The sequence below is a fragment of the Undibacterium sp. Rencai35W genome (assembly GCF_049340185.1).
Taxonomy (GTDB): domain Bacteria; phylum Pseudomonadota; class Gammaproteobacteria; order Burkholderiales; family Burkholderiaceae_D; genus Undibacterium.
The window spans coordinates 436,108-451,358 of the sequence record NZ_JBMPPC010000004.1 but is presented as its reverse complement, the minus strand read 5'-3'; the positions used below and the strand labels follow the sequence as shown (position 1 = coordinate 451,358).

The window sequence follows — 15,251 nt, the reverse complement described above, 5'->3', positions numbered from 1 at the left end:
GAGTGGTCAGCTCCGAGGGTGAGCGGCGCGTTGGGTCAGCAAGCTGAGCCAGCGATCACTGCCATCGGCATCGCTGATCACGGTGGCGTAGGCAGTTACCGTGCGTGCCGCGCGCTCCAGCAACTGAATATCTGCTTCATGCTGACGGGCGACGTGGGGATCTTCGAGAAACAGGATGCGGCGTATTTGCTTATCCAGTACCAGCTCGGCAATCTGTGCATCACCGCCCAGAGGGCCGGAGAGGAAAGGCTGGACCCAGTGCTTGCCCGCTTCCTGCCCTTTGATTTTTTGTGCGAGCTGATTCAATAGTCCACCCGTAGTACCGGTGGCATAACGATGGGCAAACTGATCGAGTAGCGCAAAGTGTTTTTCGGCGAGCGCCAGCATGCGGTTTTTCATGGCATCGTGGGCGATCAGCGCAATACCTTCGCTGGCAAATGCGAAGCTGGAATCCAGGCTGGAATCTAAGCTAGTATCGACCGGTGCCTGCAGCGCATAGGCCTCAAGCTCCAGCCATTCACGCGCGGCTGCCAGCGTCGATAAAAAGGGTTTGCCATGAATGACGCATTGGCGCTTGAGAGCCAGCGCTTCCGGGAAAATTGAAGAAGGATCGACCGGATCGATCAGATAAATGACCGCATCGACAGCACGTGCCGGGTCACTGTCGACGACGCGCGAGACCAGCTTCATCAAACCGCCTTCGCGGCCATAAGGGAAGCGCTCATGAGCAGGACAGCACTCGAGTAAGCCATGCGAAATAATTGCATCTAAAGTGCGGCCGACGATGATCATTTCTGGCTGCAGGATTTGCAAAGCGGCTTTTGCACCGCGCAATAATTGCACTAAAGCGGAGTCAGGTGCATCCTGATGACCACGATTGGCAATCAGCCCGATGCGCAGGCGGCGTGTAGAACGTGTGAGATCTTGGGTCATAAGACAGAGCTGAAGAAGCGGGAGAAAAAGAGTGAACTGAACTGATCAATTAATCGTCAGTGGCCTGCGCATGAAAGCGTTCACGCCAGCCGAGTATATGTTCGGCGGGCATGGGTTTGGCGAAAAAATAACCTTGCACCTGATCACAGCCCAGAGCATCTAACTCTGCCAGGGTCTCAGCAGTTTCTACTCCCTCAGCAATGACCGGCAAGCCGAAGTTATGCCCCAGATCGATAATACTCTGCACGATCTGTTTGTCCTGCACCGAGCTTGCCATTCCATGCACGAACATACGGTCAATCTTCAACTCATCAATCGGGAAGCGACGCAGATAGGCGAGTGACGAATACCCTGTTCCAAAATCATCAATCGATAAATGGAAACCGAGTTTTTTTAATTCAAATAGCAGGTCGGTACTATGTTCTATGTCGTGGATAAATGCACTTTCGGTAATCTCCAAACCGATTGCCGATGCTGGCACGTCCCAGATATTCAACACGCGTTGCAGGATTTTGGGGAGCTGTTCCAGCTCCAGCAGACGGGTCGATAAATTGACCCAGATCAGTACCTCAAGCCCTGCGGCCTTCCAGGTGCAGTAGTCGCGCATGACATTGTTCAGCACTCTGAGTGTCAGCGATTCAATCATGCCAGTGCGTTCTGCGACATCGATCAGAATATTTGTCGGCACCGTTTGTGGATGATCGCCAGGCCAGCGTACCAGTGCTTCGACAGAAATCATGCGACGTGAGGCCAGATCGACTTTCGGCTGGTACACCACCATCAAGCTATTGGCGTCTAAGACTTCACCCAGCATTTTCGGCAGATCGGCAGCGATGACCTGATTGCTCTCTTCCGTCGCGGCCATCAGGAATTTCAGATTCGCAGCATGCGCATGTTTTTGCGCTGTGTCTGCGGCACGTAATAAAGCAAATGCCGAATGCGTATGCATAGGTGCACAGGCAATGCCGATGCTTGGGGTTAAAAATACGGTGTGTTCATTGACCTTGATCGGTACATTCAATTCGCTGAGCAATCTGTGTACAGCCAGTACAGACAATGCTTCGGACGACAGTTGCGGCAGAATGAACCAGCATTCGTTTTCATTGACAAAGACAAACTTATCTTTACTGCGTAAGACCGGATGGACGCGCAGTAAAAACTGTTGTTTCACTTCCTCCGCATATTCATCAAGCAGGAGTGCAGCAATCCGGTCCGAGCGTTGCAGCGACATGACCAGTACGGCCACTGACGAGGTTTCATGCGCGGCCGTCATTTCTTTTTGTAATTCTGAAAAAAACACACTGACGGATGCGAGTTCAGTCAGGGATACGGCCGGCGTGGTTGCTGAGTTAGACATGCAGAGTGCCTGATGAGGTCGGTTTAGCCTGATTGCGCTTAGATGAAGTTGATCGGATTTGTTGGGCCTGAGGGTTTATCAGAACGATTAAGCCTGATAATAATCGCGGCAAGCCAGACCATACGCACCGTCAGGCAAACCGCGCAATATCTTCATTCTCTCATTTTCTGAGACATTTTCCTGCAACATTAAGTCCATCAGACCAGGTTTTGCCAATAAACTTTTATCTGCCGCAGTGAGCAAAAGTATTTTCGGTTCCAGCCTGCGGATTTTATTGTGCTCAAGCACGATACCTACTTCGCCGGTGGATAGTTCTATCATGCTGCCTACAGGAAAAATCCCGATAGCCTGAACAAATTCTTCGACCAGCGGCGCATGTAATTGTGTCCCCGCCAGTTTGAACAATTCTTTCATCGCATCAAATGCGGAACGTGTAATGTCATAAGGACGTGCCGAGGTCATCGCGGCAAAACTGTCGGCAATCGCCGCCATACGGCCAAAAATACTGATCGCGTTACCCGTCAGACCGTTCGGATAACCGCTACCGTCCAGGCGCTCATGATGTTCGCTGATACCGAGCATGACGTTTTTTGCCAGCGGCTCTTTACTCTCCAGAATATCGATACTTGCACTGACATGAGTTTGCATCAGTGAGTTTTCATCTTCGGAGAGTTTTTCCGGTTTTTCGAGTAGCGCATCAGGTAATTCGAGTTTGCCGATATCGAGTAGCAAACCAATGAAGCCAAGCTCGGTTAATTGCTGACGCGAAAAGCCGAGATGACGACCCAAGGCCATCATATAAATTGCGACTTTCAAACTATGCGCATAGGCATTCGCATTTTCGGATTGCATGCGCACCAGCCACATCAACGCCGATGGATTTGAGATGACACTTTCGGTTAATAACTGGACTGCCGGCTGCACCTCTTCAAGGACAATACTGCGGTCATTGTTGAGATCCGTTGAGAGCTTTTTCAACATCGCATCGGCTTGCGTGATGCCGCTGCGCGCATACTTTAATTCTTCCTCGATCGGCATACTGTCTTTGTACTTGACCAGAGGAATCGAACTCGGCAAATAATCGTGCTTGCGTTTGCGGGCGGGCAATTTGCGGAAATTATTACCCCGCTGAGTTACTTTGCCGTGACTACGTTGCTGACGCCAGTTTTGCCAGCGCTCCATCCAGCTCAAGGGGGCGAAAATCGTATCGCGCGGGTATAAGCTGGCGATCAGGGCGCTGAACTGTGGACTTGATCCTGGCGTTAGCTTACTCGCCCGGTCAGCACGCATATTTTTGCCATGTTTGCTGCCGGACTTTGTATTGTTGTGACGTTCAGAACTGGCATATCGCAGGTAATAGGGTTTTGGCTGCTTAGGACGCTGATTACGGTTTTTGGCGGGTTTTTCAGTGCCGCTGAACAGATTGCTGACCCAGGCAACCAAGGCATTAGTCGCTGGCTCGTTATGGTGTTTTTTCGAGGCTGATTCGGCAGGAGGCCGCTTACGCGCTGTCAGGGCTTCTTTTAGTGGCGCTTTCGGCGGCGATGGCTTGATCGGTTCTGGCGCACCAGATACTTCGTGCACCACGTCCCAGGGCAGATGCAGCAACGATGCAGGATCGCTGCGCCGCGGATCGATCACGACCTCACGCACCAGTGATTGCAGGGTCTGCCAGTCCAGCGTCTCAGTGAGTAAAAAACCTTGCATCATGAAGGGCGAATTTACCCAGGGCCGGTCAAGCTCCGAGATAAACATGCCCAGGCGCAAATCTTCAATACTGACCCGCAACGATTGACATAATTTTCTTTGCTGTTGAATCACGAAGCCGTATCAGTTAGATGGTGAAATATCAGGAATTCTCCAGGCAATTTCGCCTGATGCTGCGCCAATGATAGCGGTAGTTGCTTAAAAAGACTATCGTTGCCAGGCGTCAACAAAAAGCGATTTACAAACACCCGATAAACAGTTGATTTTTGGATTTTTTTTGGGGAATGTTTTAGAAAATTTTTGTCATACCCTGTTCATGCGGATTAAAAAAGTCGTATTTTTTCTGATTACCAGAACTCCCAAAAACAGGGATTTTCTAGACAAACATAAAAAATTGCCATGATTTAGCGCATTTTTGCGATTTATCACAATAGTTTGCATTCTTTTGGGGCGATTAGTAGGGTTAACCAAATTTTGATGGTGCGACCAATATGTCCGGCGCATGGCACACGGTTTACCTAGGGAGAGCCCGATACAAGCGTGTTCAAAAAAACCATGAATATTGCCTTGAACTCAATATCCGTCTGCATATCCGTGCTTGATTCCTGTCCACCAACGGGCTTGCCAGCTTCGGTATTGGCAAAGATCACGCTATCATTACGCCCAAGCAACACACTAAGTTTGTGTGAATTATTTTAAAGACGTTACTTGCATTCGTTATTGCATTAGTCAGTTCTTCCCGAAAACCGGAATGTTGGCCACCGTTTTGATCAGGTGGTCCCCGCTTACTCTGCAATATGGTCGATGCTTATCGACTTCCCAATCGCGCAATCAGACAAACCTGCGTTGAATGGTCTTCTGTCATTTTAGATAGTTCCTCTGCGTTTCGTGTCTTTGCTATTCCTTTTTAATTTACTTGCGGTCGGCCGCAGGCAATGGCGTCAGCTTTGGCTTGCTTCGTTGCTGATGTGTCGATGGCATCAACGTTCTGGAGAAAATATGAAATCTCGCTTTTCAATCGCAGGCCTGGCTACCGGCTCCATGATTGTCGGTATGAGCGCATTCGCGCCCGCTGCATTTGCCGCTGAAAATAACGAAGTCGCCGTGCCTATGGGCATCTGGGGTCTCGATTCCGCTATCCTGCCGCTGTCCGGCGTGTATGGCCAGATCGTTGCACCGAGTTATCGTTCTGATACCGTCAAAGATAGCAATGGCGATGATCTGGTATTCCGTAAACCGGTACCTGGCATTCCCGTTGTGCTGAACGGCTCTGTCAAAGCGAGTATCAAGGTTGATGCGATTATTCCAAAACTCGTCTATGTCAGCGAAGACGCCATCTTGGGCGGTCGTTACGGTGGCTACGTCGCCGTACCTTTACTGAACAAGAAGCGCGATATCACCATCAATATCAATACGCCGTTGCCAGTCGCTTTACAACAAAAAATCAGTACCGATGCGTCCGCCGCCGCCAGCGGTAGCCGCAGTGGCGTGGGCGACGTTGAACTCGCAGGCTTCATCAGCTGGAAGTTTGAAAGTTTGTCTCTGGTTGCCGCCATGAATATCGATGTGCCTACCGGCTCTTTCGATAAAAACAGCCAGGTCAATCTGGGTCTGAATTCTTATTCTTTCCGTCCTCTGGTATCTGCGGCATGGTCTACGGACTCGGGTTTTGATCTGGCGGCATCGCTGGCTTACAACTACAGCACAGCGAACCGCGATACGGATTACAAGTCGGGTCAGTACGTCCATCTCGAATATATCGGTAGCTATCAGTTCTCGAACAATGTCAAAGCAGGTCTGCAAGGATATTACCTGCAACAAGTGACGGACGATCAGGATCCGAACGGCACCAGCGCCTTAACCATCGTGAACGGCAATCGCGCCCGCGTTGCATCGCTTGGTCCTATTGTCAGCTACCAGACTGATGATTTGAAAACGCAGGTGGAATTTAAATATCTGAAGGAATTCTCCGCACGCGCACGTCCTGCAGGCGGCTTCGCCCTGCTGACCTTGAGTCGTTTGTTTTAATCAGCCAGCGTCCGCTGCAACTGGGATCAGTTGCAGCGGGACAGTAAGGACACATCATGACCACATCAAATTACCTCATGCAGACAATGCGTACTGCATGCATCGCCTTATTTTTATCCCTGACAGTTTTGCCAGCAGCGCATGCCGCCAAGGATCCTGTACCAGCGACGCTGGAAGAGACACAACAGCTTGACGGACAAACCCTGTTATTGAATGGCAGCGGCCCGCACGTGATCAAGCGTGTAAAGATTTTTAATATCGGTATCTACACACCGAAACTCAGAACCACGAGCCAGGAATTGTTAGCATCAACCGGTCCTATCCGTATCAAGCTGGTGATGTTGAAAGAAGTCGAAAGCGAATTAATGAGCCGCCGCTTTTTGGCCGACATCCGTTCCAGTACCACCAAGGAAGAGCGTAATCAACTGGTGTATCAGTTGTTGGCGCTGGGTGAAGGTTTTGCGACAATCGGCGACTGGAAAGTCGGCGACGTCATGACGATAGACTGGACTCGCGGCAAGGGTACGGTATTTCGTTCCAACAACAAACAAATCGGTGAAGTCCTGAAAGACGATCTGACCATGCAAGCGATTTTGAAAATCTGGTTAGGTGAAAACGTCGCAGATAATAAACTCAAGCGTTTATTGTTGGGCGATAAGGAATAAAAGAAGCGTCAATGCGAAGCCGCAGGCTGGCTGCGGCTTCCAAGGGTTTTTCGTGTCAGCAGGCGCACTCCGCTTGCGGATTCGTTTTGAGGATTGCAGAAGTTACTTTGCTATCAGCCTGCGATGGAACTGCTTACGCCGGTCTTTCGCTGTGTTTCCGTGTCAAAAAAATCAGGGATGTAATGCTGTTTGATAAAACAGTGTCACATCCCTGATTTGTTTTTAGAGCGCAAAATTTCTACACGGGTCTAGTCATCAAGTGCTGGCAACACCTGTACCTGCAAGGCGCTGGCCTGTCCTTTGATGTGATAAATCTTGTGTGTCGCTTTAATAAAATCGCTGTCTTTGGCGTCAAAAATATTCGGCACATAAGTTTGCGGATTGCGGTCGATGAACGGGAACCAGCTCGATTGTATCTGCACCATAATCCGGTGACCGCGCTGGAAGGTATGCAGCACATCGTTGATGCTGAAATTCACCTTCGTCACCTGATCCGGCACAAAAGGTTTGGGGCTAGAAAAACTCTCGCGGAAGCGCGCCCGGAAAGGTTCTCCCCTGACCAGTGTTTGTTGCGCACCGCGATTAATTTCCCCTTCGGGAGTGGTCATTTCAGCCGGATTCACATCGATGAGTTTCACGACGAAATCCGCATCAGTGCCCGTCGTGCTGACAAACAGATCGGCAGTTAGCGGGCCAGCCAGAGTGACATCGCGTTCGAGTATCTCGGTCTGGTAGCTCACGACATCAGGACGACGTGAAGCAAAACGCTGATCCGCTGCCACATACTGACTGCTCCAGCGGGTCGAAATCTCCGTAGTATAAGGCACAGGTTTCGCCGGATCGCTGATGTATTCGTCAAATGCTGCATTGTCTGACTTGTCGTCTGGCGCGCTAAAATCGAGTTTGCCGTTTGCATGGAAATATAGCGATTTTGGTGCCACATTTTTTGGCGGCCAGGCATCAAAGCCACGCCAGCGATTGGCACCCGTCTCAAACATCCAGGCCTCAGGCAGATTCGGTTTATCGCCGCCTTTGAGATGATATTTGAAGAACGCGAATTCGACAGGCTGATAACTCATTGCGGTCTTAAAACCGAAATTCGCGTCCCCCACTTTGTCTCCGTCGCTACGGGTCCAGCCTCCGTGGGTCCAAGGACCGATCACCAACGTATTGCTGATACCGGGGTTCAGCTTCTCTATGGCTTTGTAGGTTTGCAAAGGACCATACAAATCTTCCGTGTCGTACCAGCCGCCGACAGTTAGCACAGCGGCTTTAATATTTTTTAAATGCGGCAGCAGATTGTGGCTTTGCCAGTAGCTGTCGTAATTCGGATGCTGCGCAATTTCGTTCCAATACGGGATCGCGTTTTTAAAATACTTAGGATTGGCATTTGACAGAGCGCCGAGATCGATAAAAAACTGATAGCCGTCTGGCGTGCCGTAGTCAAACGGCTTGTCCTTGTCGGCATCGGTCGGCACGGGCCTTGGTTTGGCAAAGCCGCTAAAAAAACCGAAGGCCATCTGTAAATTAAAGGCGCCGTTGCGATGCATGTCATCACCACGGAACCAGTCGGCAATCGGTGCCTGTGGTGAGATAGCTTTTAATGCTGGATGCGAATCGATTGCGCCAGCTGAGGTATAAAATCCGGGATAAGAAATACCCCACTGGCCGATTTTTCCATTGTTGTTCGGGATATTTTTAATCAGCCAGTCGATGGTGTCGTAGGTGTCTGTGCTTTCGTCAAAATCGGTTTTGGATTTCTTGTCGATCTGCGGGCGCATATTCACATAATCGCCTTCCGACATCGTGGTGCCACGCACATCCTGAAAGACGAAAATAAACCCTTCTTTTTCGTAGTCCGCAGTCGCTCCCAAAAAGCGTTTGTACTGCGAGCTGCCATACGGACCAACGGAATACGGTGTGCGCTGCATCAGCATCGGATAGCGTTTGCTGGCGCTGGCGTCATTCGGGATATACACGGCAGTGAACAGGTGCTTGCCGTCACGCATAGGGATGCGGTATTCAAACTTGCTGTAATTTTTGCGTACATAGTCGCTGCGCAGTTTGATCTGTTCGCTACGCTCATCGAGTGCCTGTTCACTACTCTGATCGCTTTTCCCTACGATAGTGCCAGCCTGGATCAGCGGCGAGGCAGCGCTCATGACGACGCCCGCAATGATCCATGACAAGCGTGACGCTTTGTTCATGCACTTCTCCCTGTGGTGTTTGCTATGGTATTTATATTGGTTTAAGGCCTGTTGGTAACAAAATCGCAGCTCGATTTCGTTGCCAGCAGGCCTTAGGTCTTCTCGCTGCGCACAAGTTCCGCGCAGTAAAAAATTTAGCGGATCTTGCTCAGAGTTTTTCCGGGTCAAAATCCGGTAAGCCAGGTTCGATCTGGCTGACACTGTCAGGCCCCTTGGCTTGGGCGGCCAGCAGCGCCTGACGGGCCCGGTCTAGCATGGCTTCGGCGCTGTCGCCTTGCGCATTCGTGGTGAGGCCGGTACAAAAAGAAATCTGTACATGCTCGGCGATACCGGTCCAGTCAATTGCTCCATAGGTTTGCTTGAGGCGATTGATTGCTTTGATACTTTGATCGATCCAGGTCGTCGGCATGACGATTACGAACTCGTCAGCATTATTGCGACCGAAGGAGTCGAGAGTGCGCAACAGTAGCTGGGTTTCTTGCGTGAGCCGGCGCAGGATCTGTACCGCGACAGGGCGTCCATAGCGGTCCATCATTTCTTGAAAACCATCGATACGGATAATCGCTACCGAAAAGGTGTGTCCGGTACGGTGTGAGCGGTTTAGTTCAGCATTCAAACTGTCGATCAGTGCATTACGGTTGAGTGCACCGGTCAGCGGGTCGTGTCTGGTCATGCGCTCCAGATGTGCCATTACCGTTTCCAGCAAAGGCAGCACGGCTTCTTTTTCACCGCCGTTTTTGAGCTGATGAATGGCTTGTGATAATTGCAGCTCAGCTTTCCGGTTTGGTGGGGTTTTGTCATTCGACATCGGGTTCTCCAGATACCTTCATTGTCAGACGCCTTGCCGGATGTGAACATGGCATCAAGCGCGTGTCAGGCGATAAGTCAGGTGATAATACGGCTACTCTACCATTTTGATGTTTGCTGTCAGCAATTTTCTATGCAATCCCAGCCGCTTTTTACTTTTTCTGTCTCACCTTGCCAGCAGGTGGTTACCCGGTTTTTTCCGGGGATTGAGCTTTGGGTGAAACGCGATGACTTGCTGCATCCTCAGGTGTCGGGCAATAAATTCCGCAAACTCAAATACCCCTTACAACAACTCGCAGGTCGTTCGCCGACGCTGGTCACCATGGGTGGTGTCTGGTCGAACCATCTGCATGCCACTGCGCATGCGGCGGCGCTGGCTGGCTGGCCCTCTATTGGCCTGGTGCGTGCAGCACCCGAAATGCAGACGGCGACGCTCGATGATTGCCGTGCCCTAGGAATGCAGATCATACCGGTGACCCGGGATGCTTACCGGGTACTGCGTGAGCAAGCAGAGGCATGGCGTTTGCAGCTTGCGCCGCACAGGGCGGCAGATATGCCAGGTGTAGCAGAGGCAGATTATGTGTGGTTGCCCGAAGGTGGCAGCACTGCCGATGCCCTGCACGGAGTGGCGGAGCTGGTGGATGAGGCGATTGCGCAAACCGGCTTTGTTCCGGATAGCATTGTGCTCGCGTGTGGCACCGGCGCGACACTGGCGGGTGTCCTTGCCGGTTTGCGTGGTCGTTCTCAGGTGGTCGGCATTGCCGCTTTAAAAAACGCAGCGTATTTGCACGAGGATATTGCCGGTCTGCTCGGACAGGCAGCGTATCCGGCCTACGATAATTATGCCTTGCTCACCGAGCATCATCACGGCGGCTACGCTAAAGCACCACTGGCATTGCGTGAGTTCTGCCAAGTATTTTCCGCCGAGACGGGGATCGCAATCGAGCCGGTTTACACCGGTAAAGTTTTGTACGCGCTGATGCAACTCTGCCAGAGCGACCAGTGGCGCGGCGGGAAGCGGGTGCTGATGGTGCATACCGGTGGTTTGCAAGGTGCCCGTGGCTTTGAATGATGACGTTTCTTATACTGAATAGGTGTATAGCTTAAAATAGTCCTAATTGCGCACGTCATACAAGGGGATTGAAAAATACTCCCCCTAATCGTTATTAAACTCAATCACTAATTACCCGTAAAACGAATTCTGAAATTCACCAATATTCACCAATATTCACCCTCACTCATCATCGGCATCCATGCAAAAGAGTAAAAAAATCCTGATCCTCGGTTTTGTCTGGGCCGAGCCGGCGTCATCGGCGGCGGGTAGCCGTACTCTGGAATTCATCACATTGTTTCGTGCGCAGGGCTGGCAGGTGGTGTTTGCCTCGGCGGCGGCCTTGTCGGAGCACCGTGCGGATTTATCGGCGCTGGGTGTGGAGGAAAAAAGTATCCAGCTCAATTGCGACAGCTTCGACGTGATGCTGGCGGAATATCAGCCGGATATTGTTTTGTTTGACCGCTTTTTTACCGAAGAGCAGTTCGGCTGGCGGGTAGCGCGGACTTGTCCGCAGGCCTTGCGCGTATTGGATACCCAGGATTTGCACAGCCTGCGCCATGCGCGGCAGTTATTGCTGAAGCAGTCGCAGCAGCCTTGCCATAACGAGATCACGCGTCAGAGTGTGCCGCCGGTGACAGCCAGTCTTGCTGAATTACGTCATGTGATGGCAAGTGAAGATCATAGTCAGCGAGAGATTGCCGCGATTTACCGGTGCGATCTCAGCTTGATGATCTCGGATGTGGAGCAGGCTTTTTTGCAAACCGAATTTGGCGTTCCCGCCTATCTGTTGCATCACTGTGCCCTGATGCTGATCTCTCCGGCTAATGACATGCCGCGCCCGGCGTTTGAGGAGCGCGCGCATTTTCTGACGATCGGTAATTTCCGGCATGCGCCGAACTGGGATTCGGTCTTATGGTTAAAGCATGCGCTCTGGCCCAAATTGCGGCAGCGCCTGCCACAGGCGCAACTGCATGTTGCCGGTTCGTATCCCCCACCCAAGGCCAGCGCCTTGCACAATCCGGCGCAGGGATTTCATGTAATTGGTTGGGTGCCTGATGCCCACGCTGCCATGCGGCAAGCGCGGGTTTGTCTCGCGCCTTTGCGTTTCGGTGCGGGGATCAAAGGCAAATTAGCCGATGCCATGGCATGTGGTACGCCGAGTGTGACGACCACGATCGGGTGTGAAGGCATGACGGGTAACAGCGCTGACCTGCGCTGGGGCGGAGCGATTGCCGATGATGCAGAATATTTTGTGCAGGCGGCGGTCGATTTGTATCAGGACCCAGCTGTATGGCAACAGGCACAGACGCGCGGCGACCAGATTGTGCAGCAGCGCTTTGATCGTCCGCGCATTGCGGCTGAATTACTCAAGGCGCTGGACGATGCCGGGCTGCATTGCGCAGAACGGCGACAAGCGAATTTTGTTGGATTGATGTTGCGCCATCATCAGCACAAGAGCACGCAGTACATGTCGCAATGGATTGCTGAAAAAAACCGGCTGGCAGCGACCGGAGCGACGCCGCCGGAATCCGTCTGAATCCTAGGTTTTAATAGCGGTGCTCATCCACCAGATGCTTGGTAAAACTGTACTTGGTACCGCCCTGTAAAACATCCACCATCTTCTTTGGATTCGCGGCCGAGATAAAAATATCAGCGATACCGTCTTTGACCCGGAACTTGGTTGCTGGGCTCAGGATATTGTTTGCTTTAATACACAAGTGACGAATGGTTTTGGCTTTTTCATTACAGATCAGAAAGTGGCATTCCTTGCGAAAATTCGTCAGCGGAATGTTCAGCCACCAGCCCTCATCGCTGGCGTAGCGCACCACCTTGGAAAATTGCGTATTGCCTTCGTTGAGCAGATTCAATTGCAGTGAGTCGTTGGCAATCTGGATGGCTTCGGATTTATTCATGATGTTCTTCATTCAAGGCGAGATAGACGATATTCGGCAAGGATACAGTGCGTAATTGCAAAACTTAGCAAGATTTATCGTTTTGTAAAGAATTTTGTAAAAAAAAAGCGCAAAATAGCTCGCAAGTGCAACTTGAGTAAAGTCAGACACTTCGAGTTTGCTCATTTCTGGTGCTAGCACCGGGCTCGCTACACTAACTATACTAATTCAGGAGAACCATCATCATGACTGCGTCCCTAACCTTACTATCCTCGCAACCACTGCGTCGTCTGTTCCGTCAGTCCGCTGCCGCGCTGCTAATCAGCAGCTTGTCCGTCATGTCAGCCCTTGCTGCAGAGCGGACTTTTTTTGAGGCACCCGCTGATAATGCAGAAGTGACTTCGCCCTTTAAAGTGAAGTTTGGTCTGGAGGGCATGAAAATCGCGCCGCTTGGCGATATGACAGACAAGACCGGCCATCATCATCTGATCATCGACGGTGTGGCGGTGACACCAGGGACGTCGGTGCCTTTCGATGAAAAACATATGCACTTTGGCAAAGGGCAGACCGAGGTGGAATTATCTCTGCCGCCAGGCAAGCACACGCTGACCCTGCAATTCGGTAACGGTGCGCATCAGTCATATGGTCCCGGCATGAGTAAAACGATTAGCGTCACGGTATTGCCGGCGGCGAAATAAACTCGCAAGGTTCTTTTTTCCGGATCTGTTGTTCCTCAAGATCTGTTCATTGCTCACAGATTTCCCTGAACACGCGAGTGTGCGTGTTCAACCTGTGCGCTCTTTTTTTGGTGGATTTTGAATGACCGCAGCATCCCAATCTAGTACGTCTTTTTCCTTACGCACGGTATTGATTGTTCCGTATGTGGCCTTGGTGCTGGGTTTGGCGATCGTAATCGGCCTATTGTCTTATCGCGCCGGTAGCCGCGCGGTTTTGACGGTGTCCGAGCATTTGTTGCTAGAGACCGTCGGGCGTATCGGCCAGGCGATTGATCGCCATGTGGTCGGTTCAGGCGCGACGCTGGAAGCAGCATTCCCAAATGGCATGGTGGCACCGGAAGCGATTGAATCCGACATGCATAATTTGCGCACGCGCTTCTGGATCGCGACCTCGTTGCATATTGATCCGAATAATTATGTCTACTACGGTAATAAGAACGGTCAGGCAATTGGCTTGTTCCGTCACTCCATGCAGGACGGCGAATTACGCGTCAAGATCAAGCCCGAAGAAATGCGGACCAAATACCGGTTTAACGGCATTGACGGTGAGTTGAAATTTGCCTCCCGTGAGACCAAATTATTCGACCCGCGCGAACGCCCCTGGTACAAGGCCGCCAAAGCCAATCTGAAAGACACCTGGACTTCGGTCTATATCGATTTCGGTACCCAGGATCTGGTCGCCACCCGCGCCCGTCGCGTGCTGGATAGCCGCGGCGAAACCGCAGGCGTCGTTGCAACCGATATGTCCTTGCGCTCGCTGAATGATTTTGTGCGTAAGCTCAAAGTTTCGCCGAACGGTCTGGCTTTTATCATTGAACCGAATGGCAATCTGATTGCCTCATCGGTGACGCAGAATGTAAAACCTTTGCCTGACGGCAGCTATGTACGCATCAGCGCAGCCGATAGCGGCAATGCCTTGCAATCCGCGATTTATACCGAAGTACAACATGCGCTGAGCACCGCCGAAGGACCTTCCGGCGCCAGGACGCTTAGTTTCTATACGGAAGACGGGCAAAAAATTCACGTCGCCTTTGACCGCATTGTCGACAGTGCCGGACTCGAATGGATTAACGTGGTCGCGATGCCGCGCAAAGACTTTATGGGCGGTGTGATTGAGAACGTGATGCTGAACGTGCTGATTAGCGTGATCGCCGCGCTGATCGCTGTTGCGGTTGGTTTCAGGATTCTGAATTGGGTCGCCAATGATCTGAAGCGCCTGTCAGTCGCCGCCGGGATGGTGGGTGACGGTCAGCTTGATGCGCCTGTTGGTATCCACCGGCGTGATGAAATTGGCGAACTCGCCAAGAGTTTTGAGCTCATGCAGCACCGCCTGCAAACAGACCGGCTCACGGGGCTGTCAAACCGTGAGAATTTTGTGCGTCGGCTGGAAAATAAAATTACAGAAGCGAAGCACGATAAACGTGCCCAGCCTTTTGCGATTCTGTTCATCGATTTGAACGGCTTTAAATTCATCAATGATCAATACGGCCATGACATCGGTGATCGTGCGCTGATCGAGATCAGTGAGCGCCTGAAAGCCAATATCCGTGCCGGTGATCTGGTCGCCCGCTATGCGGGGGACGAGTTCGTGGTGATGCTTAACGGCGTCGCTGATCGTGAGGCGCTGGAACCTATCCGTCAGCACATCGAGGACGCTTTGCATGCGCCCTGGCTGGGTGAGGCAACCATGCAGGGACAAAGCGCCCAGCTACTGGGCGGTGCCATCGGTGATGCGTATTTCCCTACGGATGGCGACGACGCGATCAGCTTGCTGAAAGCCGCTGACAGGAATATGTATCTGAATAAATTTGGTGCTCGTAAAACATAATCCGCATGATCCATGCGGGTTGTAGCCTGATTTTGT

At 51.6% G+C, this 15,251-nt stretch carries 12 protein-coding genes; 6 read left to right on the top strand and 6 right to left on the bottom strand.

From position 1 onward, the window contains the following. Positions 1-6: 6 nt before the first annotated feature. The 3 genes from ACO0K3_RS11450 to ACO0K3_RS11440 form a co-directional block, all read right to left on the bottom strand. The gene (locus ACO0K3_RS11450) at positions 7-933 is read right to left on the bottom strand and encodes a methylglyoxal synthase (protein ID WP_422984675.1); all 927 of its coding nucleotides are present in this window, start codon (positions 931-933) and stop codon (positions 7-9) included. A 49-nt stretch (positions 934-982) separates the two neighbouring features. Next, on the bottom strand, positions 983-2,290 hold the full coding sequence (locus ACO0K3_RS11445) for a bifunctional diguanylate cyclase/phosphodiesterase (protein ID WP_422984673.1): 1,308 nt from the start codon (positions 2,288-2,290) through the stop codon (positions 983-985). Between the two features lie 87 nt (positions 2,291-2,377). After that, positions 2,378-4,111 carry an HD-GYP domain-containing protein gene (locus tag ACO0K3_RS11440; RefSeq protein ID WP_422984671.1) on the bottom strand — a complete coding sequence of 578 codons (1,734 nt, stop codon included), beginning with the start codon at positions 4,109-4,111 and terminating at the stop codon, positions 2,378-2,380. An 885-nt stretch (positions 4,112-4,996) separates the two neighbouring features. On the opposite strand from ACO0K3_RS11440, the gene ACO0K3_RS11435 reads away from it, so the two are divergent. Together ACO0K3_RS11435 and ACO0K3_RS11430 are read left to right on the top strand one after the other, a co-directional pair. Continuing rightward, positions 4,997-6,025 carry a SphA family protein gene (locus tag ACO0K3_RS11435; RefSeq protein ID WP_422984669.1) on the top strand — a complete coding sequence of 343 codons (1,029 nt, stop codon included), beginning with the start codon at positions 4,997-4,999 and terminating at the stop codon, positions 6,023-6,025. A gap of 56 nt (positions 6,026-6,081) precedes the next feature. Further along, positions 6,082-6,690 carry a chalcone isomerase family protein gene (locus ACO0K3_RS11430; protein ID WP_422984667.1) on the top strand — a complete coding sequence of 203 codons (609 nt, stop codon included), beginning with the start codon at positions 6,082-6,084 and terminating at the stop codon, positions 6,688-6,690. A 248-nt stretch (positions 6,691-6,938) separates the two neighbouring features. Here the strand turns inward: ACO0K3_RS11430 and ACO0K3_RS11425 are convergent, their stop codons facing one another. Then, positions 6,939-8,897, bottom strand: coding sequence for a CocE/NonD family hydrolase (locus ACO0K3_RS11425; RefSeq protein WP_422984665.1), 1,959 nt, complete (start codon positions 8,895-8,897; stop codon positions 6,939-6,941). Between the two features lie 148 nt (positions 8,898-9,045). After that, a complete protein-coding gene (locus ACO0K3_RS11420; protein ID WP_422984663.1) occupies positions 9,046-9,705 on the bottom strand; it encodes a GGDEF domain-containing protein in 660 nt (219 codons plus the stop codon). Positions 9,706-9,837: 132 nt separating this feature from the next. On the opposite strand from ACO0K3_RS11420, the gene ACO0K3_RS11415 reads away from it, so the two are divergent. Both ACO0K3_RS11415 and ACO0K3_RS11410 read left to right on the top strand, forming a co-directional pair. Beyond that, positions 9,838-10,776 (top strand): 1-aminocyclopropane-1-carboxylate deaminase/D-cysteine desulfhydrase, encoded by a 939-nt coding sequence (locus ACO0K3_RS11415; protein ID WP_422984661.1) that lies wholly within the window; start codon positions 9,838-9,840, stop codon positions 10,774-10,776. Positions 10,777-10,957: 181 nt separating this feature from the next. Further along, positions 10,958-12,295, top strand: a complete 1,338-nt coding sequence (locus tag ACO0K3_RS11410) for a glycosyltransferase (protein ID WP_422984659.1) — start codon at positions 10,958-10,960, stop codon at positions 12,293-12,295. A gap of 10 nt (positions 12,296-12,305) precedes the next feature. Here ACO0K3_RS11410 and ACO0K3_RS11405 read toward each other — a convergent pair whose 3' ends face one another. Then, a complete protein-coding gene (locus ACO0K3_RS11405) occupies positions 12,306-12,671 on the bottom strand; it encodes a hypothetical protein (protein WP_422984657.1) in 366 nt (121 codons plus the stop codon). 224 nt (positions 12,672-12,895) lie between these two features. Between ACO0K3_RS11405 and ACO0K3_RS11400 the strand changes: the two genes are divergently transcribed. After that, on the top strand, positions 12,896-13,348 hold the full coding sequence (locus tag ACO0K3_RS11400; RefSeq protein WP_422984655.1) for a DUF4399 domain-containing protein: 453 nt from the start codon (positions 12,896-12,898) through the stop codon (positions 13,346-13,348). A gap of 121 nt (positions 13,349-13,469) precedes the next feature. Next, entirely contained in the window at positions 13,470-15,215 is a 1,746-nt protein-coding gene (locus tag ACO0K3_RS11395) for a diguanylate cyclase domain-containing protein (protein ID WP_422984653.1), read from the top strand. Positions 15,216-15,251: the final 36 nt, after the last annotated feature.